23 protein-coding genes are annotated in these 23,365 nt (G+C 55.6%); 7 read left to right on the top strand and 16 right to left on the bottom strand.

Annotation, left to right across the window (positions count from 1 at the left end; translation table 11 throughout):
* Positions 1-154 precede the first annotated feature (154 nt).
* Positions 155-559, bottom strand: a complete 405-nt coding sequence (locus ACMWKA_RS17045; RefSeq protein WP_028027906.1) for an OsmC family protein — start codon at positions 557-559, stop codon at positions 155-157.
* Between the two features lie 310 nt (positions 560-869).
* Here ACMWKA_RS17045 and crp point away from each other — a divergent pair, with 310 nt between their 5' ends.
* Both crp and ACMWKA_RS17035 read left to right on the top strand, forming a co-directional pair.
* The gene (gene crp / locus ACMWKA_RS17040) at positions 870-1,502 is read left to right on the top strand and encodes a cAMP-activated global transcriptional regulator CRP (protein ID WP_000242758.1); all 633 of its coding nucleotides are present in this window, start codon (positions 870-872) and stop codon (positions 1,500-1,502) included.
* Between the two features lie 57 nt (positions 1,503-1,559).
* Positions 1,560-3,647 carry a YccS/YhfK family putative transporter gene (locus ACMWKA_RS17035; RefSeq protein ID WP_414760444.1) on the top strand — a complete coding sequence of 696 codons (2,088 nt, stop codon included), beginning with the start codon at positions 1,560-1,562 and terminating at the stop codon, positions 3,645-3,647.
* Here ACMWKA_RS17035 and argD read toward each other — a convergent pair.
* The 4 genes from argD to ppiA form a co-directional block, all read right to left on the bottom strand.
* The gene (argD, locus tag ACMWKA_RS17030; protein WP_014833535.1) at positions 3,644-4,864 is read right to left on the bottom strand and encodes a bifunctional acetylornithine/succinyldiaminopimelate transaminase; all 1,221 of its coding nucleotides are present in this window, start codon (positions 4,862-4,864) and stop codon (positions 3,644-3,646) included. The two genes, ACMWKA_RS17035 and argD, sit on opposite strands and share 4 nt — an antisense overlap.
* A gap of 86 nt (positions 4,865-4,950) precedes the next feature.
* Positions 4,951-5,514, bottom strand: coding sequence for an aminodeoxychorismate synthase component 2 (gene pabA, locus ACMWKA_RS17025; RefSeq protein WP_040022682.1), 564 nt, complete (start codon positions 5,512-5,514; stop codon positions 4,951-4,953).
* A gap of 30 nt (positions 5,515-5,544) precedes the next feature.
* Entirely contained in the window at positions 5,545-6,129 is a 585-nt protein-coding gene (locus tag ACMWKA_RS17020; protein WP_013099060.1) for a putative adenosine monophosphate-protein transferase Fic, read from the bottom strand.
* A gap of 105 nt (positions 6,130-6,234) precedes the next feature.
* Positions 6,235-6,807 (bottom strand): peptidylprolyl isomerase A, encoded by a 573-nt coding sequence (gene ppiA / locus ACMWKA_RS17015; protein ID WP_013099061.1) that lies wholly within the window; start codon positions 6,805-6,807, stop codon positions 6,235-6,237.
* Positions 6,808-7,085: 278 nt separating this feature from the next.
* Between ppiA and tsgA the strand changes: the two genes are divergently transcribed.
* Positions 7,086-8,270 (top strand): MFS transporter TsgA, encoded by a 1,185-nt coding sequence (gene tsgA, locus ACMWKA_RS17010; RefSeq protein ID WP_021242206.1) that lies wholly within the window; start codon positions 7,086-7,088, stop codon positions 8,268-8,270.
* 18 nt (positions 8,271-8,288) lie between these two features.
* Here the strand turns inward: tsgA and ACMWKA_RS17005 are convergent, their stop codons facing one another.
* A complete protein-coding gene (locus ACMWKA_RS17005; RefSeq protein WP_414760443.1) occupies positions 8,289-9,590 on the bottom strand; it encodes a cytosine deaminase in 1,302 nt (433 codons plus the stop codon).
* Between the two features lie 241 nt (positions 9,591-9,831).
* On the opposite strand from ACMWKA_RS17005, the gene nirB reads away from it, so the two are divergent.
* The 4 genes from nirB (at position 9,832) to ACMWKA_RS16985 (ending at position 14,523) form a co-directional block, all read left to right on the top strand.
* Positions 9,832-12,375, top strand: coding sequence for a nitrite reductase large subunit NirB (nirB, locus tag ACMWKA_RS17000; RefSeq protein ID WP_013099064.1), 2,544 nt, complete (start codon positions 9,832-9,834; stop codon positions 12,373-12,375).
* The gene (nirD, locus tag ACMWKA_RS16995; protein ID WP_013099065.1) at positions 12,372-12,698 is read left to right on the top strand and encodes a nitrite reductase small subunit NirD; all 327 of its coding nucleotides are present in this window, start codon (positions 12,372-12,374) and stop codon (positions 12,696-12,698) included. The genes nirB and nirD overlap by 4 nt, the downstream gene beginning before the upstream one ends.
* A 135-nt stretch (positions 12,699-12,833) precedes the next feature.
* Positions 12,834-14,207 carry a siroheme synthase CysG gene (gene cysG, locus ACMWKA_RS16990; RefSeq protein WP_061771365.1) on the top strand — a complete coding sequence of 458 codons (1,374 nt, stop codon included), beginning with the start codon at positions 12,834-12,836 and terminating at the stop codon, positions 14,205-14,207.
* Positions 14,208-14,352: 145 nt separating this feature from the next.
* Entirely contained in the window at positions 14,353-14,523 is a 171-nt protein-coding gene (locus ACMWKA_RS16985; protein WP_008503029.1) for a YhfL family protein, read from the top strand.
* Between the two features lie 144 nt (positions 14,524-14,667).
* Here the strand turns inward: ACMWKA_RS16985 and trpS are convergent, their stop codons facing one another.
* The 10 genes from trpS to ACMWKA_RS16935 form a co-directional block, all read right to left on the bottom strand.
* Positions 14,668-15,672: a tryptophan--tRNA ligase gene (gene trpS, locus ACMWKA_RS16980; RefSeq protein WP_013099067.1), complete on the bottom strand. Its 1,005-nt coding sequence runs from the start codon at positions 15,670-15,672 to the stop codon at positions 14,668-14,670.
* The gene (gene gph, locus ACMWKA_RS16975) at positions 15,665-16,426 is read right to left on the bottom strand and encodes a phosphoglycolate phosphatase (RefSeq protein ID WP_047352006.1); all 762 of its coding nucleotides are present in this window, start codon (positions 16,424-16,426) and stop codon (positions 15,665-15,667) included. Before gph ends, trpS begins: the two co-directional genes overlap by 8 nt.
* Entirely contained in the window at positions 16,419-17,096 is a 678-nt protein-coding gene (rpe, locus tag ACMWKA_RS16970) for a ribulose-phosphate 3-epimerase (RefSeq protein ID WP_008503032.1), read from the bottom strand. The genes gph and rpe overlap by 8 nt, the downstream gene beginning before the upstream one ends.
* A gap of 41 nt (positions 17,097-17,137) precedes the next feature.
* Positions 17,138-17,950 carry an adenine-specific DNA-methyltransferase gene (gene dam, locus ACMWKA_RS16965; RefSeq protein WP_013099069.1) on the bottom strand — a complete coding sequence of 271 codons (813 nt, stop codon included), beginning with the start codon at positions 17,948-17,950 and terminating at the stop codon, positions 17,138-17,140.
* A gap of 67 nt (positions 17,951-18,017) precedes the next feature.
* The gene (gene damX, locus ACMWKA_RS16960) at positions 18,018-19,319 is read right to left on the bottom strand and encodes a cell division protein DamX (RefSeq protein WP_058682513.1); all 1,302 of its coding nucleotides are present in this window, start codon (positions 19,317-19,319) and stop codon (positions 18,018-18,020) included.
* Positions 19,320-19,411: 92 nt separating this feature from the next.
* A complete protein-coding gene (aroB, locus tag ACMWKA_RS16955; RefSeq protein ID WP_029882162.1) occupies positions 19,412-20,500 on the bottom strand; it encodes a 3-dehydroquinate synthase in 1,089 nt (362 codons plus the stop codon).
* Between the two features lie 57 nt (positions 20,501-20,557).
* A complete protein-coding gene (aroK, locus tag ACMWKA_RS16950; RefSeq protein ID WP_003861630.1) occupies positions 20,558-21,079 on the bottom strand; it encodes a shikimate kinase AroK in 522 nt (173 codons plus the stop codon).
* Between the two features lie 286 nt (positions 21,080-21,365).
* Positions 21,366-22,607 carry a DNA uptake porin HofQ gene (gene hofQ, locus ACMWKA_RS16945; RefSeq protein ID WP_414760442.1) on the bottom strand — a complete coding sequence of 414 codons (1,242 nt, stop codon included), beginning with the start codon at positions 22,605-22,607 and terminating at the stop codon, positions 21,366-21,368.
* Entirely contained in the window at positions 22,522-22,914 is a 393-nt protein-coding gene (locus ACMWKA_RS16940) for a HofP DNA utilization family protein (protein WP_148790462.1), read from the bottom strand. Before ACMWKA_RS16940 ends, hofQ begins: the two co-directional genes overlap by 86 nt.
* Positions 22,904-23,365 carry a HofO gene (locus ACMWKA_RS16935; protein WP_248032355.1) on the bottom strand — a complete coding sequence of 154 codons (462 nt, stop codon included), beginning with the start codon at positions 23,363-23,365 and terminating at the stop codon, positions 22,904-22,906. Before ACMWKA_RS16935 ends, ACMWKA_RS16940 begins: the two co-directional genes overlap by 11 nt.

The raw sequence follows: 23,365 nt of genomic DNA, 5'->3' as shown, positions 1-23,365 counted from the left end.
ACGGAATGACCTCTACAGCCATATGTTCCCCCTCACCCCAACCCTCTCCCTCAAGGGAGAGGGGGTCCTCCGTGCAGGCATTATTTTGTGGGTAACCCTCTCCCGGTGGGAGAGGGTTAGAGTGAGGGCATCAACACGCACGATGCCCCATCAATCACGCCTCGATCACTTCATACGAATGGGTAATTTTTACCGCTTTCTCCAGCATTAACGCCACAGAGCAGTATTTCTCCGCAGACAGATCCACCGCGCGTGAGACGGCAGCATCTTTCAGCGCTTTCCCGGTGACAACAAAATGCAGGTTAATGTGCGTGAACAGGCGTGGCGCCTCTTCGCGACGTTCTGACGTGAGCTTGACTTCACAGTCGGTCACATCATGACGGCCCTTTTGCAGAATCGACACCACGTCAATCGCGCTGCATCCCCCTGCCGCCATCAGCACCATCTCCATTGGGCTGGGTGCTTTATCGCCGGAGTTACCGTCCATCAAAATCTGGTGTCCCGACGAGGACTCGCCCAGGAACGTTAAACCTTCTACCCATTTCACGCGCGCTTGCATATTCATTAGCTCCAACGTTGCATTTTTGGTGACAGATTACGCGTGCGTTACATTTCTCGCAATGGAAGGCGACCTGCGTCATGCTGAAGCGAGACACCAGGAGACACGCGGCGAAAGCTATGCTAAAACACTCTGGATGCTACAGTAATACATTGACGTTACACATGTATGCAGAGGACATCAAACTTTACTGGCTGCGAAACGTTACGACAGCCGACTTCCCAGGTATGGGTAAGAATTCGATTGCAACCCCAGAGTCCGGATGCATCTTATGACTCTGGTGACAGCTTATAACAGAGGATAACAGCGCATGGTGCTTGGCAAACCGCAAACAGACCCGACTCTCGAATGGTTCTTGTCTCATTGCCACATTCATAAGTACCCATCGAAGAGCACGCTGATTCACCAGGGTGAAAAAGCGGAAACGTTGTATTACATCGTCAAAGGCTCGGTGGCAGTGCTGATCAAAGATGAAGAAGGGAAAGAGATGATCCTTTCTTATCTGAACCAGGGCGATTTTATCGGTGAACTGGGCCTGTTTGAAGAAGGCCAGGAACGTAGCGCCTGGGTTCGTGCAAAGACAGCATGTGAAGTGGCTGAAATTTCCTACAAGAAATTCCGTCAGTTGATTCAGGTTAACCCTGACATCCTGATGCGTCTTTCTTCGCAGATGGCTCGCCGTCTGCAGGTGACATCAGAGAAAGTGGGTAACCTCGCCTTCCTGGACGTGACCGGCCGTATCGCGCAGACCCTGCTGAACCTGGCGAAACAGCCAGACGCTATGACCCACCCTGACGGCATGCAAATTAAAATTACCCGCCAGGAAATTGGTCAGATCGTCGGTTGCTCCCGTGAAACAGTGGGCCGTATCCTGAAAATGCTGGAAGATCAGAACCTGATCTCCGCCCACGGTAAAACCATCGTGGTTTACGGAACCCGTTAATCCCGATAAAACGGCGTGCCATCGCAAGGTGTCACGCCGTTTTTGTCTCTACTCCCCATGTGGCGCAGGCTAATTTATCACCCGGAAGTTAACTACGCACTGCGACAAACGCTGGTGTTGTGCCTTCCTGTGGCCGTGGGCCTGATCCTTGGGCATCTTCAGCAGGGGCTGCTGTTTTCACTGGTTCCCGCCTGCTGCAACATTGCCGGTCTCGACACCCCGCATAAGCGTTTTTTCAAACGTCTGATTATCGGCGGTTCGCTGTTTGCCGGGTGTAGCCTGGCCGTGCAGCTTTTGCTGGCCCGCGATATTCCGCTGCCGCTGATCCTGAGCGTGCTGGCGATGACGCTGGGGGTGACCGCCGAAATCAGTTCGCTGCACGCGCGGTTACTGCCCGCCTCACTCATCGCGGCCATCTTTACCTTGAGTCTCGCAGGTAATATGCCGGTGTGGGAGCCGCTGCTGATCTACGCCCTCGGTACGCTATGGTATGGCCTGTTTAACTGGTTCTGGTTCTGGCTGTGGCGGGAACAGCCGCTGCGTGAATCCCTGAGCCTGCTCTATGTCCAGCTTGCGAAGTACTGCGAAGCCAAATACACACTGCTGACCCAGCATACCGACCCGGAAAAATCGCTGCCGCCGCTGCTGACGCGCCAGCAGAAGGTGGTGGATCTGATAAGCCAGTGCTACCAGCAACTGCATATGCTGGCCGCCAACAAGAACCACGAATATAAACGGCTGCTGCGCACCTTCCAGGTGGGGCTGGATCTGCAGGAGCATATCTCCGTGAGCCTGCACCACCCGAAGGAGGTGCAAAAGCTGGTGGAGCGCAGCCATGCCGAAGCGGTGATCCGCTGGAACGCGCAGACCGTGTCCGCACGCCTGCGGGTACTGGCCGACGACATTCTTTATCACCGTTACCCCACCCGCTTTAACATGGACAAGCAGCTCGGCGCACTGGAGAAAATCGCCCGCCAGCATGAGGATAACCCGGTAGGCCAGTTTGCCGCCTGGCACTTCAGCCGTATTGCCCGCGTCCTGCGTACCCAGCGCCCGCTCTATCCCCGCGATCTGATGGCGGATAAGCAAAAGCGCCTGCCGCTGCTGCCTGCGCTTAAAAGCTATCTCTCGTTTAAATCTTCCGCCCTGCGCAACGCCGCCCGGATTAGCGTGATGCTGAGCATCGCCAGCCTGATGGGCATGGCGCTGCATCTGCCCAAACCCTACTGGATATTAATGACGGTACTGTTTGTTACCCAGAACGGCTACGGCGCCACGCGAGTGCGTATTCTGCACCGGGCGGGCGGAACCATGGCGGGGTTGATTATCGCGGGCGTAACGCTGCACTTCCACGTGCCGGAAGGCTATACGCTGGCAGGCATGCTATTGATTACCCTGGTGAGCTACCTGATCATCCGCAAAAACTACGGCTGGGCGATGGTGGGCTTTACGGTCACGGCGGTATACACCCTGCAATTGCTTACGCTCAATGGCGAACAGTTTATTGTCGCCAGGCTTATCGATACCCTGATTGGCTGTCTGATTGCCTTTGGTGGTATGGTCTGGCTGTGGCCACAATGGCAAAGCGGCCTGCTCAGGCAGAACGCCCACGACGCGCTGGAGGCCGACCAGCAGGCTATCCGCCTGATCCTGAGCGACGATCCGCAGCCCTCCCCGCTGGCGTATCAGCGGATGAAGGTCAACCAGGCGCATAACGCCCTGTTCAACTCGCTGAATCAGGCGATGCAGGAGCCCGGCTTTAACTCGCACTATCTGGCGGATATGAAGCTCTGGGTAACGCACAGTCAGTTCATCGTCGAACATATCAACGCGATGACCACGCTGGCGCGTGAACATACCATGCTGACGCCGGACCTGGCGCAGCGCTATTTGCAGTCGTGTGAGATTGCCCTGCAGCGGTGTCAGCAGCGTCTGGAGTATGACGCGCCGGGTGAATCGGGGGATTCGAACATTCTGGAAGCGCCGGAAACGCTCACCCACGGGCCAATGAGCACCCTGGAGCAGCATCTACAGCGCATTCTGGGGCATCTGAACACCATGCACACCATTTCGTCGGTGGCATGGCGTCAGCGTCCGCATCATGGCATCTGGTTAACGCGGCGGTTAAAACGAACCGAGTATTAGCCTTTAACGATCTTCGCGACCGCCGCAGCAAAGCGGGTTAATCCATCTTCAATATCGTTCTCTTCGACCACCAGCGACGGCGCAAAGCGCATCACGTCCGGGCCGGCGTTGAGCACCATCACTCCTTCGTGAGCAGCGGCGTGCAGGAAATCGCGTGCGCGGCCTTTGTACTGCGGCTTCAGCTCAGCGCCAATCAGTAGTCCCATGCCACGGATCTCGCTGAAGACGTCGTACGTTTCGTCGATCTGCTGCAGATGTTTCACGAACAGCTCGCGCTTCGCCTGAACGCCGCTTAATACCTCCGGCGTATTGATGATATCAAACGCCGCACCGGCGATGGCGCAGGCCAGCGGGTTTCCGCCGTAGGTGGAGCCGTGAGAGCCAACGTGGAACGCGGAAGCGATCTCCTGGGTAGTGAGCACCGCGCTGACCGGGAAGCCGCCGCCGAGCGCTTTGGCGCTGGTCAGAATATCCGGCGTCACGCCGTAGTGCATATAGGCGAACAGGGAGCCGGTACGCCCCATCCCGCTCTGGACTTCATCAAACACCAGCAGCGCCTGATGCTGATCGCACAGCGCGCGCAGCCCTTTGAGGAATTCCGGCGTTGCCGCCGTCACGCCGCCTTCACCCTGAATCGGCTCAACCACGACCGCGCAGGTATGATCATCCATCACCGCTTTCACCGCATGCAGATCGTTAAACGGCACATGAATGATATCGGCGGGTTTCGGACCAAAGCCGTCGGAATACTTCGGCTGGCCGCCAACGGAAACGGTAAACAGTGAACGACCGTGGAAAGCGTTATGGAAAGCGATGATTTTGGTTTTGTATGGGCTGTGGCGTGTGGAAGCGTAGTAGCGCGCCAGCTTGAAGGCGGTTTCGTTGGCTTCGGTCCCGGAGTTCATAAACAGCACGCGCTCGGCGAAAGTCGCGTCAATGATCTTGCGCCCCAGGCGCAATGCCGGTTCGTTGGTAAAGACGTTGCTGGTGTGCCACAGGGTTTCGCCCTGGGTTTTCAGTGCCTCGACCAGTGCAGGATGGCAATGCCCCAGCGCCGTCACCGCAATCCCCCCGGCGAAATCCACGTACTCTTTCCCCTGCTGATCCCAGACGCGGCTGCCTTTTCCCTTTACCGGGATAAACTCGGCCGGTGCATAAATCGGCAGAATGACTTCATCGAATGTCGCGCGGGTAATTGCAGATTGTTCAGTTGCCATGTCATGACCATCCATTTTATGTCACATTGATTGTGAAAATATAATCACAAAATATGCATAAAAAATCACAGCAAGGCAACAGATATTCAGCGATTGAGGAAATTAGCCAGCAGCTGGTGCCCCTGTTCGCTGAGAATACTCTCCGGGTGGAACTGCACCCCTTCGAGATCCCATTCACGATGACGAATGCCCATGATCTCCTGCGTCTCGCTCCAGGCGGTCACCTCAAAGCAGTCGGGCAGCGTCGGCGGGTCAATCACCAGAGAATGGTAGCGCGTGACGGTTAACGGGTTATTTAACCCGCTAAACACGCCCGTGCCGGTGTGGGTAACCGGTGAGGTTTTACCGTGCATCACCCTGGCAGCACGGACGATGGTGGCGCCAAACACCTGCCCGATGGCCTGATGGCCAAGGCAGACGCCAAGAATCGGCAGCCTGCCGGCGTAATGGCGGATCACATCCAGAGAAATACCCGATTCCGATGGGGTACACGGCCCCGGCGAGATAACAATTTTCTTTGGGGACAGCGCGTCAATCTCGGTCAGGCTGATGTCGTCGTTACGGCGGACAACCACCTCTGCACCCAGTTCACAAAAATACTGGTAAAGGTTCCAGGTGAAGGAATCGTAGTTATCAATCAGCAGAATCATGGCGGCTCCCGAAAAAAATGCCGCCCTATTCTACTCAGATTCCCGCGCTTCGCTCACTACTTTGGCAAAGATAGCGTTCAGGGCGGACAAATCTCCCGTTGCGCCGCTCTGGTTAGCCGCGACCCACTGCTCAGGATCGATATCGCGCCAGTCCAGCAGGTAACCCGCATGGATCGCCAGCTGTTCAAAGAAAACACGCTGCGCAATGCCATTACCGCTGGCAAAAGGATGCAGCATATTGATTTCACAATAGTAATGGCTTATCCGCTCGATAAACTCCTCTTTCTGAAGACCCACCAGGTACCGGTCGCTTTCCAGTGCCGACATCAATTCATTGCCCATCTTCTCAATGTATTCGAAATGGCAAAAAGGAATGTCCCCTTTGAAAATATCGTCCGTACGGTATTCACCTGCCCGTTTCATCTCTCTACGATACAGATGGCGGTGAATAAGGCACAGATGGGGCAACCCAGGCGCTGAAGGCCCAAGTTCCAGCGTCTCAATCTGGGGATCTGAAGGACCATGACCCTTTTCAAGGAGACAACTGGCCTGAAAATTGACGTTACGCTGCTGCTCCCAGAGACGGGATTTTTGCTTATCGGTGAGTTTTTTCACTTAACGCCTCCCTGAATATGTCCGTTTGCCAAAGTATAAGCAGCAAAACGCGCTTTCGCAGGGAGGGCTAACAACACGGGCGAGACGCGCCCGTGTCAAAGAAGATTACGGCAGTACTTTTGCAGAGAGGATCACGACCGGTTTGGATGGTACATTCTGGTATGGCCCAACGTCGTGGGTCTGTACCTGAGAAATCTTGTCCGCCACGTCCATCCCTTTTACCACTTTACCAAACACCGCATAGCCGAAGTCACGCTGGCCGTGGTCGAGGAAGGCGTTATCCGCCACGTTGATAAAGAACTGGCTGGTAGCGCTGTCTTTATCCGCCGTACGCGCCATGGCGATGGTGCCACGGGTGTTCAGCAGGCCGTTGTCCGCTTCGTTTTTGATCGGTGGATTCGGCTGTTTCTGCTGCATCTGCTCGTTGAAACCGCCGCCCTGCACCATAAAGCCTGGGATCACGCGGTGGAAGGTGGTGTTGTTGTAAAAGCCGCTGTTTACGTAGTCGAGGAAGTTTTTCACAGAAACCGGGGCTTTCTGGCTATTCAGTTCCAGCTCAATATTCCCTGCGGAGGTGGTCAGCAGAACATGAGGGTCCCCTTTTGCTGCCAGCGCAGCCGGGGAAACGGCAGAAAGAGCAAACACAGCTGCGACAGCCGCCAGTGTTGATTTGAGCATGAGAATTCCTTAACAAAGCGCAGTATAAAAAGCGAATGGCTTGATTCTAAAGAGCAGTATGAACGGAGACCAGCCTTTTACCTAATTTTACGAAATTGAAACAGTTGTTACCGCGCAAACGATTGGTTATGACGCAATTTTATGTGATCACGATCACATAAAAACCTGCAATGAAGCTCATATTTTCTTTAAAAGATATGAATGGATCACTTTCGCGACTAAAATCTGCCCGCTCTCAGCGCCTATCCGGCGCTTTTCTTTTCCTGAACAGGCCAGACATGACTAACAGCAATCGTATCAAGCTCACATGGATCAGCTTCTTCTCCTACGCCCTGACCGGCGCGTTGGTGATCGTCACCGGGATGGTGATGGGAAATATCGCAGACTACTTCCAGCTGCCCGTTTCCAGCATGAGTAACACCTTCACCTTCCTCAACGCGGGGATCCTGATCTCCATTTTCCTGAATGCCTGGCTGATGGAAATTGTTCCGCTGAAAACGCAGCTGCGTTTTGGTTTTGTGCTGATGGTCGCCGCCGTGGCGGGTCTGATGCTGAGCCACAGCATCGCCCTGTTCTCCGCCGCCATGTTCGTGCTCGGTCTGGTCAGCGGGATCACCATGTCGATTGGTACCTTCCTGATTACCCATATGTATGAAGGCCGTCAGCGCGGCGCGCGCCTGCTGTTTACCGACTCCTTCTTCAGCATGGCCGGGATGATTTTCCCGATGGTCGCGGCCGTTCTGCTGGCGCGCAGCATTGAGTGGTACTGGGTCTACGCCTGTATCGGCCTGGTTTACGTGGCCATCTTCATCCTGACCTTCGGCTGCGAATTCCCGGTTCTGGGTAAAAAAGCACAGACCACGGCAGAGCCTGTGGCGAAAGAGAAATGGGGTATCGGCGTACTGTTCCTCTCCATTGCCGCACTGTGCTACATCCTGGGTCAGCTGGGCTTTATCTCCTGGGTGCCGGAATACGCCAAAGGTCTGGGCATGAGCCTGAACGACGCGGGTAAACTGGTGAGCGATTTCTGGATGTCTTACATGTTTGGCATGTGGGCGTTTAGCTTCATCCTGCGCTTCTTCGATCTGCAGCGCATCCTGACCGTGCTGGCAGGCCTGGCTACCGTGCTGATGTATCTGTTCATCAACGGTTCGCCGGAGCATATGCCGTGGTTCATTCTGACCCTGGGCTTCTTCTCAAGCGCCATTTACACGTCGATCATCACTCTGGGCTCCCTGCAGACCAAAGTGGCCTCGCCGAAGCTAGTGAACTTCGTACTGACCTGCGGCACCATCGGCACCATGCTGACCTTTGTGGTGACGGGCCCGATCGTCGCCCACAGCGGTCCGCTGGCGGCGCTGCACACCGCTAACGGCCTGTACGCCGTGGTGTTCATCATGTGCTTCATCCTGGGCTTTGTAACCCGCCACCGCCAGCATAACGCTGCAGCGGCGTCGCACTAATCCCTGCGCCCCTCTGCGCTACGCAGAGGGGCTGTTTCTGGCAAAACTTATCTCTTCTCCCCCGCTATCCATCTTGATCCAGGTCTGCGCCAGCTGCGTGGTGGCAATAATCCGCCCCTGCCGAATGGACCAGCGCACCGGCACCTGACAGCGTACCGCCTCAAACCCACTCTCTGCAGGCAAAATCACCAGGTTCGCCGGGTTCCCCGTCTCAATACCGTAATCGCTCAGGCCAAAGGTGCGGGCGCTGTTATGGGTGATCAGGTTCAGGCCGCTGTCAATTTGCGGGTAGCCCATCATCTGACAGACGTGCAGCCCCATATGCAGCACCTGCAGCATATTGCCGGTACCGAGCGGATACCATGGATCAAACACATCATCATGACCAAAGCAGACGTTAATGCCCGCCGCCTGTAGCTCCTTCACGCGGGTAATGCCCCGACGCTTCGGATAGTCGTCAAAGCGCCCCTGCAGGTGGATATTCACCAGCGGATTCGCCACAAAGTTAATACCCGACATCTTCAGCAGGCGGAACAGCCGCGAGGTGTACGCGCCGTTGTAAGAGTGCATGGCGGTGGTGTGGCTGGCCGTGACCCGCGCGCCAATGCCAGCTTCATAGGCCAGCGTGGCGACCGTCTCCACAAAGCGGGACTGCTCATCGTCGATTTCATCGCAATGAATATCCAGCGGACGGTCGTATTTCTTCGCCAGGTCAAAGGCGATATGCAGGGACTGCACGCCGTATTCCCGGGTGAATTCGAAGTGCGGGATGGCACCCACCACATCCGCGCCCAGCGTTAATGCCTCTTCCAGCAGCGCCGCGCCGTTCGGGTAAGAGAGAATGCCTTCCTGAGGGAATGCCACGATTTGCAGCGTCACCCACGGGGCGACCTCCTGTTTAACCTCCAGCATCGCCTTCAGGGCGGTAAGCGTCGGGTCGGAGACATCCACGTGGGTGCGGACAAACTGGATCCCGTTGGCAATTTGCCACTTCAGCGTTTTCCATGCGCGCGCTTTGACATCTTCATGACTGAGCAGCGCCTTACGCTCCGCCCAGCGTTCAATCCCTTCAAACAGCGTGCCGGATTGGTTCCAGTGTGGCTCGCCCGCCGTCTGCGTGGTATCCAGGTGAATATGCGGCTCAATAAACGGTGGAATGGCAAGTCCGCCGCGGGCATTTAAGACCTCATAGCTTTCGCTGTGGGTCTTGTCCATGGGCGTGATATCACCAAACCGACCGTTCTCGATGGCGATCTGCCACAGCCCTTCGCGATCCGGTAAACGAACATTGTGCACAAGCCAAAGCGGTGTTGTAGACATACCTTTCCCCTGAAAAACGCGGCTGAAATTAAGGAGTACCTGTTTTTCCAAAAATAGCCACTCTTTTTGTACATAAAATCGACGACAACGAAAAGCCAGCGATTTCCATAACTTATAAAAATCCTGACAAATCATACATCTACCACCTAGGGAGTAGGCGAAGGCGTATTTGATTTGCATCAATAAGTGCCCCTGCTGAATCGTTAAGGTAGGCAGTAATAGAAAAGAAATCGAGGCAAAAATGAGCAAAGTCAGACTCGCTATCATCGGTAACGGCATGGTCGGCCACCGCTTTATTGAGGATCTTCTCGATAAAGCCAGCGCTGAGCAGTTCGATATTACCGTGTTCTGTGAAGAACCCCGCAAGGCGTACGACCGTGTGCACTTGTCTTCCTACTTCTCCCATCATACCGCCGAAGAGCTCTCTCTGGTGCGTGAAGGTTTCTATGAGAAGCATGGCGTAAAAGTGCTGGTGGGCGAACGCGCTATCACCATCAACCGTCAGGAGAAAGTGATCCACTCCAGCGCTGGCCGTACGGTTTTTTACGACAAGCTGATCATGGCGACTGGCTCATATCCGTGGATCCCGCCTATCAAAGGTTCGGAAACGCAGGATTGCTTCGTTTACCGTACCATTGAAGATCTCAACGCCATCGAATCCTGCGCACGTCGCAGTAAACGCGGCGCGGTGGTCGGGGGCGGCCTGCTGGGTCTAGAAGCAGCCGGAGCGTTGAAAAACCTCGGCGTTGAAACGCACGTCATCGAATTTGCCCCGATGCTGATGGCCGAACAGCTGGACCACATGGGTGGCGATCAGCTGCGCCGTAAGATTGAAAGCATGGGCGTGAAAGTCCACACCAGCAAAAACACCAAAGAGATTGTGCAGGAAGGCACCGAAGCGCGTAAAACCATGCGCTTTGCCGACGGCAGCGAGCTCGAAGTTGACTTTATCGTCTTCTCCACCGGTATTCGCCCACGCGACAAGCTGGCCACCCAGTGCGGTCTGGCGGTTGCCCAGCGCGGCGGGATCATGGTGAACGATACCTGCCAGACCTCGGACCCGGATATCTATGCTATCGGCGAATGTGCCAGCTGGAATAACCGCGTGTACGGTCTGGTGGCGCCGGGCTACAAAATGGCGCAGGTCGCCGTTGACCATATCCTCGGAAACGAAAACGCCTTCGAAGGCGCGGACTTGAGCGCCAAGCTGAAGCTGCTGGGCGTGGACGTGGGCGGCATCGGCGATGCGCATGGCCGCACGCCGGGCGCGCGCAGCTACGTTTATCTCGACGAGAGCAAAGAGATCTATAAACGCCTGATCGTCAGCCAGGACAACAAAACCCTGCTCGGTGCGGTGCTGGTGGGCGACACCAGCGACTACGGCAACCTGCTGCAACTGGTGCTGAACGCCATCGAACTGCCGGAGAATCCGGACGCGCTGATCCTCCCGGCGCACGCTTCCAGCGGCAAGCCGTCTATCGGCGTCGATAAACTGCCGGACAGCGCGCAGATCTGCTCCTGCTTCGACGTCACCAAAGGCATGTTGATCTCCGCCATCAACAAAGGCTGTCACACCGTTGCGGCGTTGAAAGCGGAAACCAAAGCCGGGACCGGCTGCGGCGGCTGTATCCCTCTGGTCACTCAGGTGCTTAACGCCGAACTGGCGAAACAGGGCATCGAAGTGAACAACAACCTGTGCGAGCACTTCGCGTACTCTCGCCAGGAGCTGTATCACCTGATCCGCGTGGAAGGCATTAAATCCTTCGACGAACTGCTGGCCAAGCACGGCCAGGGCTATGGCTGCGAAGTGTGTAAACCGACCGTCGGCTCCCTGCTGGCCTCCTGCTGGAATGAGTACATCCTCAAACCAGAACATACGCCGCTGCAGGACACCAACGACAACTTCCTGGCAAATATCCAGAAAGACGGGACTTACTCCGTTATCCCACGCTCTGCGGGCGGTGAAATCACCCCGGAAGGGCTGGTGGCCGTGGGCCGTATCGCGCGTGAATTTAACCTCTACACCAAAATCACCGGTTCCCAGCGTATCGGCCTGTTTGGTGCACAGAAAGATGACCTGCCGGAGATCTGGCGTCAGCTGATTGAGGCGGGCTTCGAAACCGGTCACGCGTATGCCAAAGCGCTGCGCATGGCAAAAACCTGCGTGGGCAGCACCTGGTGCCGCTACGGCGTGGGCGACAGCGTGGGCTTCGGCGTCGAGCTGGAAAACCGCTACAAAGGCATTCGTACCCCGCACAAAATGAAGTTCGGCGTCTCCGGCTGTACCCGTGAATGTGCCGAAGCGCAGGGGAAAGACGTGGGGATCATCGCCACCGAGAAAGGCTGGAACCTGTACGTCTGCGGTAACGGCGGGATGAAACCACGCCACGCTGACCTGCTGGCGGCCGATCTTGACCACGACACGCTGATTCAGTATCTCGACCGCTTCATGATGTTCTACATCCGTACCGCCGACAAACTGACCCGTACCGCTTCCTGGCTGGATAATCTGGAGGGTGGCATCGACTACCTGAAGTCGGTCATCATCGACGATAAGCTGGGCCTGAACGAACATCTGGAAGCGGAGATGGCGCGCCTGCGCGCGGCGGTGATTTGCGAGTGGACGGAAACCGTCAACACGCCAGCGGCACAGACACGCTTCAAACACTTCATCAACAGCACCCAGCGCGACCCGAACGTGCAGGTAGTAGCAGAGCGCGAACAGCATCGTCCGGCGACACCTTATGAACGTATTCCGGTGACGCTGGTGGAGGAAAACGCATGAGCCAGTGGGTAAACATCTGCAACATTAACGACATTCTGCCGGCAACCGGCGTCTGTGCGCTGCTGGGAAACGAGCAGGTCGCGATTTTCCGCCCTCGCCACGACGAACAGGTTTTTGCCATCAGCAATATCGACCCGTTTTTTGAGGCCAGCGTCCTCTCCCGCGGGCTGATTGCCGAGCATCAGGGTGAACTGTGGGTCGCCAGTCCGCTGAAAAAACAGCGTTTCCGTTTAAGCGACGGATTGTGCATGGAAGATGAAAGCTACTCGGTGAAGCACTACGACGTTCGCGTGAAGGACGGCCAGGTGCAGTTAAAAGCCTAACCCCCCGCCTTTCCTATAGGAAAGGCTTATGACCCCTTATGGGTAACGGCAGGAAAAACCGTATGTTTCCGGCGATTCCTGCTGTTATTCTGACGTCAATTCTTACCCCCTCCATGAATGCTGTGAGGTAATGTCGTGGACCACCTGCCGATTTTCTGTCAATTACGCCATCGCGACTGCCTGCTTGTGGGTGGCGGCGATGTGGCTGAACGCAAAGCCCGCTTGCTGTTAGAGGCAGGTGCCCGTCTTACGGTTAACGCCCTCGCCTTCGCACCACAGTTTGAAGCCTGGGCGAAGGAAGGGATGCTCACGCTGAATCAGGGGGAGTTTAACGAGTCCCTGCTGGATACCTGCTGGCTGACTATTGCCGCGACGGATGACGATGAAGTGAATCAGCGCGTCAGCGATGCCTGCGAAGCGCGCCGTATCTTCTGCAACGTGGTGGATGCGCCGAAAGAAGCCAGCTTTATCATGCCGTCGATAATCGACCGTTCACCGCTGATGATTGCGGTGTCGTCAGGTGGCCGCTCGCCGGTTCTCGCCCGCCTGCTGCGGGAAAAACTGGAAGCACTGCTGCCGCAACATCTTGGGCAAATTGCCCATTATGCAGGGCAACTGCGTTCCCGGGTGAAGCAAACCTTCGCGACCGTGGGCGAGCGCCGTCGCTTCTGGGAAAAATTCTTCGTCAATGACCGGCTGGCCCAGTCGCTGGCCAATCAGGACGTGAAGGCGGTTGAAGAGACGACCGAGCAGTTACTCTCTGAACCGCTGGATCATCGTGGCGAGGTGGTTCTGGTAGGCGCAGGCCCCGGTGATGCGGGATTACTGACGCTGAAAGGACTCCAGCAGATCCAGCAGGCCGATACCGTTGTGTATGACCGTCTGGTCTCCGATGAGATCATGAATCTGGTACGTCGCGATGCGGACCGGGTGTTTGTGGGTAAACGTGCGGGTTATCACTGCGTGCCGCAGGAAGAGATTAATCAGATCCTGCTGAGAGAAGCGCAAAAAGGAAAACGTGTGGTGCGCCTGAAGGGCGGGGATCCGTTTATCTTTGGTCGCGGCGGCGAGGAACTGGAAACCCTGTGCAACGCAGGTATTCCGTTCTCTGTGGTGCCTGGCATTACGGCAGCATCTGGCTGTTCGGCATACTCCGGTATTCCATTGACCCATCGTGATTACGCGCAGAGCGTGCGTCTGGTGACGGGGCACCTGAAAACCGGCAGCGAACTGGACTGGCATAACCTGGCCGCCGAAAAGCAGACGCTGGTCTTCTATATGGGGCTGAATCAGGCCACTACGATCCAGGCGAAATTACTGGAACACGGCATGGAAGCGGATATGCCCGTCGCGCTGGTGGAAAACGGCACCTCCATTAAGCAGCGAGTGGTAAATGGCGTGCTGACACAGCTGGGTGAGCTGGCGCAGCAGGTTGAAAGCCCGGCGCTGATTATTGTCGGCCGCGTGGTTGAACTGCGCGATAAACTCAACTGGTTCTCAAATCACTAGCGCATATTCTCCCCTCTTCGAGTAGTCCTTAACCGGACTACTCCCCTGTTACTGCTGTCGATAACATACCTCCCGCGAAATGGAACTTTTCCATTTATTCCCTCGTGTTACATCCAATTTAGTTTTTTTAAGACAAGGAATGCGTATGTTCAAACTGGCTAAAGCTGCCGTTCTGGTAGGCCTGTTATCGACTCTGACGGCCTGCACCGGCCACGTGCAAAACACCAAAAACAACTGCAGCTACGATTATCTGCTGCACCCGGCGATCTCCATTTCGAAGATCATCGGGGGTTGTGGCCCGGCGGCACAGCAGTAAGCTGTTTTACAGGTGTAAAAAAACCGGGGATTCCCCGGTTTTTTTGTTTAGAAAAGTGCGGCGTGATGCCCTCACCCTGGCCCTCTCCCACAGGGAGAGGGTACAAACCCTAAAACGGTAACGCCGTTACCGTTTTGCTTTTACCTACGGCTTACCCACAAACCCAATCGCTTCGTACACCGCTTTCAGGGTTTCTGACGCGCGCGCGCTGGCTTTTTCAGCGCCCTCTTTCATCACCTTCTGCAGGAAGGCTTCATCGTTACGGTAGCGATGATAACGCTCCTGCAGCTCGGTCAGCATACCGGAAACGGCATCCGCCACTTCGCCTTTCAGGTGGCCGTACATCTTGCCTTCAAAGTGCTGTTCCAGCTCAGGAATGCTCTGGCCGGTCACACCGGAGAGGATATCCAGCAGGTTGGAAACCCCCGCTTTGTTCTGCACATCGTAGCGCACAACAGGCGGCTCGTCGGAGTCGGTCACGGCACGCTTGAGCTTTTTAACCACCGATTTCGGATCTTCCAGCAGGCCAATAACGTTGTTGCGGTTATCGTCAGACTTGGACATCTTTTTGGTCGGCTCCAGCAGCGACATCACGCGTGCACCGGATTTTGGAATAAATGGCTCTGGCACTTTGAACACTTCGCCATACAGGGCGTTAAAGCGCTGGGCGATATCACGGCTCAGCTCCAGGTGTTGCTTCTGGTCTTCACCCACCGGCACCTGGTTAGTCTGATACAGCAGAATGTCAGCCGCCATCAGCACCGGATAGTCAAACAGACCGGCGTTAATGTTCTCGGAATAGCGCGCGGATTTATCCTTGAACTGCGTCATACGGCTCAGTTCACCAAAGTAGGTGTAGCAGTTCAGCGCCCAGCCAAGCTGTGCATGCTCCGGCACGTGAGACTGAACGAAGATGGTGCTCTTTTCAGGATCGATCCCGCAGGCCAGATAGAGCGCCAGGGTGTCCAGCGTGGCTTTACGCAGCTTCTCAGGATCCTGACGGGCGGTAATAGCATGCAGATCCACAATGCAGTAAATGCAATGGTAGTCATCCTGCATGCTAACCCACTGACGTAACGCACCCATGTAGTTACCAATGGTCAATTCACCTGACGGCTGGGCGCCACTAAAAACGATGGGCTTAGTCATTTTTCAATTCCTGATGTTCACTGTATGAAAGCCCGAGTGCGGGCAACAAATCTTTGAAGCGATCGAACACGACGTCCGGCTCACTCAGGGTAATGGCCTCACCGTAGTTGTAGCCATAAGTTAACCCCACGGAGGGACAACCCGCCGCTCTGGCAGCCAGAATATCATTGCGTGAATCACCGACAAAGAGCAGCTCAGCAGGTGTTAAGGATAATTTTCCTGCCACCAGCAACAGCGGTTCCGGGTGCGGCTTTTTATTCTGTACGTCATCACCGCCCACAATCACGGTGAAGTATTTCGCGATATCCAGTGCGTCCAGCAATGGCGCAACAAACGGCGTCGGCTTGTTGGTAACCAGCCCCAGCGGAATGCCTTTCGCATTCAGCGCGCTCAGCGTTTCCTTCACGTCCGGGAACAGGAAGCTGCCTTCTTCAACGGTTTCTTCGTAGAAACGGTCAAACAGTTTGCGCAGAATCCGTAGCTGTTCTTCCTGCGGGATATCCGCGTGATCAACGCTCGGTTTGCCCTGTGCGGAACGTTGTGACGCACGCTCCTGGCGAGCCCACGTCAGGGCGCGCTCCATCAGGACATCTGCGCCATTACCAATCCACGTCACGACGCGATCTTCGCCCGCGACGGGCAGTTCAAGGGCGTACAGCGCCTGGTCGACGGCGCTCGTTAAGCCCGGCGCGCTGTCGACCAGCGTGCCATCGAGGTCAAATGCAATACCCCGGGTTGCCTGCAATTTATCCATGACTTACCTTCGCCAGCTCGCGGCGCATTTCATCTATAACTTTTTTGTAATCCGGTTGGTCGAAAATTGCCGAACCTGCAACGAACATATCCGCGCCCGCAGCCGCAATTTCACCAATGTTATTCACCTTCACGCCACCATCCACTTCCAGACGGATGTCATAACCTGACTCATCAATACGACGGCGCACTTCACGCAGTTTATCGAGCGTGTGAGGAATGAATGACTGCCCGCCAAAGCCCGGGTTAACGGACATCAGCAAGATAACGTCCAGCTTATCCATCACATAGTCGAGATAGCTCAGCGGCGTTGCCGGGTTAAAGACCAGACCCGCTTTACAGCCGTTTTCTTTAATCAGCTGCAGCGTGCGGTCAACGTGTTCAGACGCTTCCGGGTGGAAAGTAATGATGCTGGCGCCCGCCGCGGCAAAATCAGGCACGATGCGGTCAACCGGTTTCACCATCAGATGGACGTCAATGGGCGCGGTAATACCGTAGTTACGCAGCGCCTTGAGCACCATGGGGCCAATGGTCAGGTTAGGAACGTAGTGGTTATCCATAACGTCGAAATGGACGACATCCGCACCCGCGGCGAGCGCGTTAGCAGTGTCCTCACCCAGGCGGGCAAAATCGGCCGACAGAATTGAGGGAGCAATCAAAAACTGTTTCATCCGCATCTCCTTGAAATGTGTTTACCGGCGGGCAAAACGGCTCAGGGGCGATAAAGAGCCAGGAGTTCATCCACCTTTTTACGTGTGCCGCCGTTGCTGCTAATGCTACGCCGCACTTTGACCTGAAAATGCTTCGCGGCTTTGTACCATTCGCGCGTATCAGGGGTATCGTGATTCGAAATTAACACCGGAATTCTTTTGCTGACCAGCTTTTCCGCCATCTCCGCCAGACGAGCCTGCTCGGCCGGACTGAAGCTGTTGGTGTGATAGGCGGTAAAATTCGCCGTCGCAGACAGCGGGGCGTACGGCGGATCGCAGTAAACCACCGAGTCTACGCCCGCCAGTTCCATACACTCTTCATATGAGAGGCAGTGGAATTCTGCATTCTGCGCTTTTTCAGCAAAGTGATACAGCTCGTCCTGCGGGAAGTAAGGGCGCTTATAGCGGCCAAACGGCACGTTGAATTCCCCACGCAGATTATACCGGCACAGGCCGTTGTAACCATGGCGGTTGAGATAGAGGAACAACAGTGCCCGACGGAACGGATCCTGGCTCTGGTTAAACTCAGTGCGCAGCTGGTAGTAAACATCCGGATGATTGTTCTCGGGCGTAAACAGCTTGCGCGCCTCTTCCACATACTCATCGGTACGCAGTTTGACGATGTTATAGAGGCTGATGAGATCGCTGTTGATATCCGCCAGGATATAACGAGAAAAATCGGTGTTCAGGAACACCGATCCTGCGCCCACAAAGGGCTCGATAAGACACTCGCCTTTAGGCAGGTGCTTTTTAATATCATCAAGCAAGGGGTATTTCCCCCCTGCCCATTTCAGAAAAGCGCGATTTTTTTTCATGCTGACTAACTGATTACACCTTCTCCGGCTGTGGAGAAAGCTCCGACAGCATCCTGCGCTTTAAACATTACTTAAGATCGGCCTGAACCTGATGAATGGGCTTCGCCCACGGGTTTTTCGCCTGAACGTCTGCTGGCAGTGTCGCCACGGCACGTTTCGCTTCATCTTTAGAAGCATACACACCGCTCACCAGCACATACCACGGCTGCCCGTTACGGGTCGTCTGATAAACCACGTAGTTTTTCAGATTCGATTTCTTCGCCCAACCGTTGAGGTTGTCATAGTTGGACGAACTGCTCAGCTGCAGCGTGTAGTTACTGGATGGCGCAGATTTCAGTGAACCGACGTTACCCGTCGTTTTACCGGCTGTGCCAGCCGATGCTGTGGCGGTTGCAGCTGGAGCCGTTGTCGCCGCAGGTGCAGTGGTGGTGGCCGTGGCTTTCGGTGCAGTCTGCGTCACTGGCGCTTTTGCGGGCTCGCTTGCCGCAGCGGTTTCAGTCCGTTTCGGCTGCGCCGGGGTTGCTTTGACTTCTGGTGCTTTTACCACAGCCTGAGGTTTGCTTTCACGCTTAGGTTCAATGACCGCCTGCTTACGTTCCTGACGTGGTGCAGTCTGAGTCTGACGCGGCTTGCTTTCGGTTGCTGCGGTTTGTGGCTGAGCGTTGCCACCGCGAACAGGCGCAACGGTTGCAGGTTCAGTTGGCAGCGTAGAGTTCACCACGACGTTATCCACCTGCTGCTGGTTTTGCGGCTGCATCAGCGCATTGTTCAGATCGCCCTGAACTTCTACACGCTGCTGGCCTTCTGGCGTGGCAGGTGCCTGATTCTGAGCGGGGGTAGAAGAGACTGGCGGCAGGGAAACATCCTGCGGCGTCGTTGTGTTACTGGCGGTCTGCTCTGCGGAGGTGGTCCCCGGCGCTGGCTGTGCACCATTTGCCTGATCTGCCGCATCGTTACCGGAGAGGTTGATGCTCTTCTCAGTGGAAGCCGTTTGCTCGCCAGAATTCGTGGAAGGCGCTTTCAGCGCGGAGCCAATGCCGACAATCAGCAGCACAAGCACCAGAACGCCCAGTCCCATCATGATGTACTGGCGGGAGGCCGGTTTCTGCGCGGCCGCTTTTTTACGTTTACGCGGGCGACGCTCTACTGGCTCTTCGTCCATTGAATCTTCTTCGGACTCATAATCCTCTTCTTCTCGCTCATCACGCGCATTGCGGCTACGTGAAGGGCGACGATCGTCTGCATCCAGATCAACATCGTCAAAGTTGATCTGCGGCTCGTTATCACGTTCTGAAGATTGACGAGAACGACCAGTACGACGATCGCTGGGATCGGGTTTCAGCTCGTCTTCTGGTTTGAATTCATCCATTTAACACCCCACTCAAAGGCTTATGCCTACGACTTTGCATTTCGCCTGAAGCTAAACGACCACCGGTAACAGTGGCCTGACCTTTCTAGTTGTTACGCCTGCTGACAATCAGCGATAGCGCCAAGAACGACATCGTGCGGCACTCCGCCGCGCACTTCACTCTTCCCTATTGCAAGCGGGAGTACAAGACGCATCTCACCTGCCAATACTTTTTTATCGCGCATCATGTGGGGTAAATACGCTTGCGCCGACATCTCCTGCGGCCCGGTTACCGGCAAGCCAGCACGTTCCAGCAGTGCGATGATACGTGCCGTCTCTTCCGGTTTGAACTGACCCAGACGTTCGGAGGTACGGGCAGCCATCACCATGCCAGCAGCGACAGCTTCACCGTGGAGCCAGTTTCCGTAACCCATTTCGGCTTCAATCGCGTGGCCAAACGTATGCCCAAGATTCAGTAAAGCACGTAAGCCCGTTTCACGCTCGTCTGCTGCAACAACTTCTGCTTTCAGCTCACAACAACGGCGAATGCAGTATGCCAGTTTAGCCTCATCCAGGCGCAGCAGCGCATCCATATTCTCTTCCAGCCAGTTAAAGAACTCACCGTCGAGAATAATGCCGTATTTGATCACTTCAGCCAGGCCAGAGGCCAGTTCGCGTGCTGGCAGGGTTTTCAGACAGTCGAGATCCACCACCACCGAAGCAGGCTGGTAGAACGCGCCAATCATGTTTTTGCCGAGCGGATGGTTGACCGCGGTTTTGCCGCCAACGGAAGAGTCGACCTGAGACAGTAAGGTGGTCGGAATCTGAATAAAACGGACACCACGTTGATAGCTTGCTGCCGCAAAGCCCGTCAGATCGCCCACAACACCGCCGCCGAGAGCAAGCAGTGTCGTATCGCGACCATGGGGTTTTTGCAGCAATGCGGTAAAGACGGTATCCAGTACCGTCAGGCTTTTATACTGCTCGCCATCGGGCAGAATTACACTGTCGACTTTCACGCCCGCCTGCTCAAGCAGGTGGCGAACGCGGTCAAGATAAAGCGGAGCCAGCGTCTCATTGGTGACCAGCATCGCCTGATCACCCGCTTTCAGTGGTAAAAAGGAAGCTGGGTCGTTAAACAAACCAGCCGCGATGGTGATAGGGTAACTACGTTCCCCGAGAGTAACTGTAATCCTCTCCATGACGCGACATCCACCTTTAATGCTTTTACCCGCAGGCGAGTGTATATAAAGCCAGAATCAGTTGCTTTCCAGCATATGAATAATCTGGTTTGCAACCACTTTAGCGCTCTGATCATCAGTACGAATGGTCACATCAGCAATCTCTTCGTACAGAGGATTGCGTTCATCGGCCAACGCTTCCAGAACTTCGCGTGGTGGCGTTTCAACCTGCAGCAGCGGGCGCTTTTTATCGCGCTGCGTACGTGCCAGCTGTTTTTCAATGGTCGTCTCAAGATAGACCACTACGCCACGGGCGGAGAGACGGTTGCGGGTTTCGCGAGATTTTACAGAACCGCCGCCGGTCGCCAGCACGATGCCCTGTTTTTCCGTGAGTTCGTTGATCACTTTTTCTTCTCGGTCACGGAAACCTTCTTCGCCTTCTACATCGAAGACCCAGCCCACATCAGCTCCGGTTCGTTTCTCAATCTCTTGATCAGAATCGTAAAATTCCATATTGAGTTGTTGAGCTAACTGACGCCCAATAGTGCTTTTGCCGGCACCCATAGGCCCAACCAGAAAGATATTGCGTTTCTCTGCCATTTTTTCGGTACTACTAAGACTATTCGTTAATGGTAATCCCCGCTTCGCAGACACCCGGCGTAGCAGGACATGAACTGAAACCTCATATGCAATAGAGCGAGAGTCAGACTAAAAATTATCTCAATACTCCGGCTTGTTTGGCAACTGATTAAATCACCGCACCAGACGCATAAGACAACAAGACGTCAGTCCAACTCAAATCGGTACTCCTTGTATGCTAATTCATGCCCCACGTCAAACATCTGCAACAAACTGAATGCAAAATCAATGCGGGGATCGTTACCCGTCAGTGAATAGCCACCAGACGTGGTGTTATAAACACCACTAACTCACGCCGTTCGTTGTCTTTACCGTCATGACGAAAAAGCTGCCCAAGCCAGGGGATTTTACCGAGCCCGGGTACGCTATCACTTCCGGTTTTATTCTTTTGCGAGAAAATACCGCCCAGCGCCAGCGTTTCTCCACTTTTTACCTCCACCTGAGTCTCTATTTCTTGTTTGTCGATAGCCAGCGTTTCGCCATCGGCCTGTTGCAACACCTGCCCCGGCATATTTTCACTGATATGTAATTTCAGGCGCACGCGCCCGCCCGGTAGCACCACTGGGGTGACCTCCATACCTAATACCGCCTCTTTGAACTCCACAGAGGTGGCCCCACTCTCCCCGCTGGAGACCTGATATGGGATCTCACTGCCCTGTTTGATACTGGCTGGCTGCATGTGTGAGGCCAGCAGTCGTGGGCTGGCAATGATATCGACCTGCTGTTTTTGCTCCAGTGCTGACAGCTCCAGATCCAGATCCAGCAGCCTGCCGTTAATACGCCCGATGTTAAACCCCACATGGCTGGTGGCGCTGGCCACGGACAAATCACTGCCAAGGGTTGTCATTTGCCCAACCTTGCCCACTTCGCTGGCCTCGGCAAGATTCCATTTCACCCCCAGCTCCCGCAGACTTTTTTCGTTGATGGTGACGATATGCGCCGCCAGTTCGACCTGCTCGACGGGAATATCCATCTGTGTTGCCCAGCGCTGTAGCGTCTCCAGTACGGCTTTATTATCCCTGACCAGCAGCCGATTGGTGCGTTTATCAAGAGACAGACTGCCCTTCGGACTGAGCAGTTTCTCCGCTGCGTTTTGCAGCTCCCCGGCATCAGCGTATGAAAACGAAATGCTTTGCGAGAGCAGCGGAGCCTCAAGCTGCCTGCGGGCCCGGTCCTGTGCTTTACGCTCCTGCTGTTCGCGCTGCCAGGCCGCCGTATTGACATAGAAAATGCCGCCCTCCTCGCGCAGAACCAGCCCTGCGCTGGCGATCACCGTCTGTAATGCCTGTCGCCACGGAACATGCGTCAGACTGAGCGATAATGTGCCGCTTACGTCGGGTGACACCACCAGATTACGATTCTCCTGCGCCACCAGCGCCTGCAGGACCTGAACCACAGGAACGTCATCCACCACCAGCGTGACCGGCTTCGGTGCGGCGGCCAGCGGAGTGACGATCGTCAGTAACAGCAGCGTTATCCTTAAATTCATTTTTCTTCGTTCCTTCTCGTTGCCACGTCCATTGCGCTGGCTCACAGGTTTCACCCACGTTTGTGACGAGTTGCGTCTCATTCATTGCGCTGACCCGCCAGCCCGCCGGTAAACGTTCCTCTAAGTGCAGGCGATACCAGCGCTGTTTCCCGTCCTGCAACAGGCCAACCCCGCCGACCATGCCGCGATAGTGCCACTGCGTCAGCTCGCCAACGGCACAGGGATCGTCGGGCGGATGAAACGGATCGCGCATCCCGGTGAGTAACAGCACTGAGCAGAGCAGCAGGTAGCGCAGGCTATTTCGCATGGTCTTGCTCCAGCTGCACTCGCAGACGTAACGCCGCGCCCTGAGGCGCAAGCGTAAAGGCGGCAATCCGGACATCTTGCTGCGCCAGCCGGGCGAAAACCATCAGGATTGCTGGCCACTCGGCATCCAGCGCCAGCTCTCCACCGCCCGGAAAGGAGTTCCAGTGCACCAGCGTTGCGCCATCAGTCTGAAAATCCAGCGGGGAAAAGCGCACCACCGGGCGTGCGTCAGGCTCAGGTGTCCGGCGCGGCGCGTTGCTGGCGACAGGCCAGAGCGTCGCATGGCGCTGTACGGCGTCGGCCATTTGCTTCTGAAGCGCAGCAAGCTGTGAATTAAGCGGCCTCAGGAACAGGCCCCATGCGGTTCCCCACAACAAGGCAACGCCCAGCCCACCGCACAGGAGCCGGTACCGGCGACGGCTCTCACACCAGCGTTCAAATATTCTGTTCAC

It is taken from the genome of Enterobacter sp. 03-F-07-AD-ECC (assembly GCF_047530935.1).
Lineage (GTDB): Bacteria > Pseudomonadota > Gammaproteobacteria > Enterobacterales > Enterobacteriaceae > Enterobacter > Enterobacter cloacae.
Note: the sequence above shows the minus strand (reverse complement) of the source record. Positions and strands in the feature narration are given on the sequence as shown.

Excerpts from the sequence above, each read along its gene's own strand:
- rpe (WP_008503032.1), bottom strand. The coding sequence starts at position 17,096 with ATGAAACAGTTTTTGATTGCTCCCTCAATTCTGTCGGCCGATTTTGCC.
- ACMWKA_RS17005 (WP_414760443.1), bottom strand. The coding sequence starts at position 9,590 with ATGTCTACAACACCGCTTTGGCTTGTGCACAATGTTCGTTTACCGGAT.
- dam (WP_013099069.1), bottom strand. The coding sequence starts at position 17,950 with ATGAAAAAAAATCGCGCTTTTCTGAAATGGGCAGGGGGGAAATACCCC.
- crp (WP_000242758.1), top strand. The coding sequence starts at position 870 with ATGGTGCTTGGCAAACCGCAAACAGACCCGACTCTCGAATGGTTCTTG.
- ACMWKA_RS17045 (WP_028027906.1), bottom strand. The coding sequence starts at position 559 with ATGCAAGCGCGCGTGAAATGGGTAGAAGGTTTAACGTTCCTGGGCGAG.
- hofQ (WP_414760442.1), bottom strand. The coding sequence starts at position 22,607 with ATGAATTTAAGGATAACGCTGCTGTTACTGACGATCGTCACTCCGCTG.
- pabA (WP_040022682.1), bottom strand. The coding sequence starts at position 5,514 with ATGATTCTGCTGATTGATAACTACGATTCCTTCACCTGGAACCTTTAC.
- aroB (WP_029882162.1), bottom strand. The coding sequence starts at position 20,500 with ATGGAGAGGATTACAGTTACTCTCGGGGAACGTAGTTACCCTATCACC.
- gph (WP_047352006.1), bottom strand. The coding sequence starts at position 16,426 with ATGGATAAATTGCAGGCAACCCGGGGTATTGCATTTGACCTCGATGGC.
- nirB (WP_013099064.1), top strand. The coding sequence starts at position 9,832 with ATGAGCAAAGTCAGACTCGCTATCATCGGTAACGGCATGGTCGGCCAC.
- damX (WP_058682513.1), bottom strand. The coding sequence starts at position 19,319 with ATGGATGAATTCAAACCAGAAGACGAGCTGAAACCCGATCCCAGCGAT.
- argD (WP_014833535.1), bottom strand. The coding sequence starts at position 4,864 with ATGGCAACTGAACAATCTGCAATTACCCGCGCGACATTCGATGAAGTC.
- ACMWKA_RS17035 (WP_414760444.1), top strand. The coding sequence starts at position 1,560 with ATGTGGCGCAGGCTAATTTATCACCCGGAAGTTAACTACGCACTGCGA.
- aroK (WP_003861630.1), bottom strand. The coding sequence starts at position 21,079 with ATGGCAGAGAAACGCAATATCTTTCTGGTTGGGCCTATGGGTGCCGGC.
- ppiA (WP_013099061.1), bottom strand. The coding sequence starts at position 6,807 with ATGCTCAAATCAACACTGGCGGCTGTCGCAGCTGTGTTTGCTCTTTCT.
- trpS (WP_013099067.1), bottom strand. The coding sequence starts at position 15,672 with ATGACTAAGCCCATCGTTTTTAGTGGCGCCCAGCCGTCAGGTGAATTG.
- ACMWKA_RS16985 (WP_008503029.1), top strand. The coding sequence starts at position 14,353 with ATGTTCAAACTGGCTAAAGCTGCCGTTCTGGTAGGCCTGTTATCGACT.
- nirD (WP_013099065.1), top strand. The coding sequence starts at position 12,372 with ATGAGCCAGTGGGTAAACATCTGCAACATTAACGACATTCTGCCGGCA.
- ACMWKA_RS16940 (WP_148790462.1), bottom strand. The coding sequence starts at position 22,914 with ATGCGAAATAGCCTGCGCTACCTGCTGCTCTGCTCAGTGCTGTTACTC.
- tsgA (WP_021242206.1), top strand. The coding sequence starts at position 7,086 with ATGACTAACAGCAATCGTATCAAGCTCACATGGATCAGCTTCTTCTCC.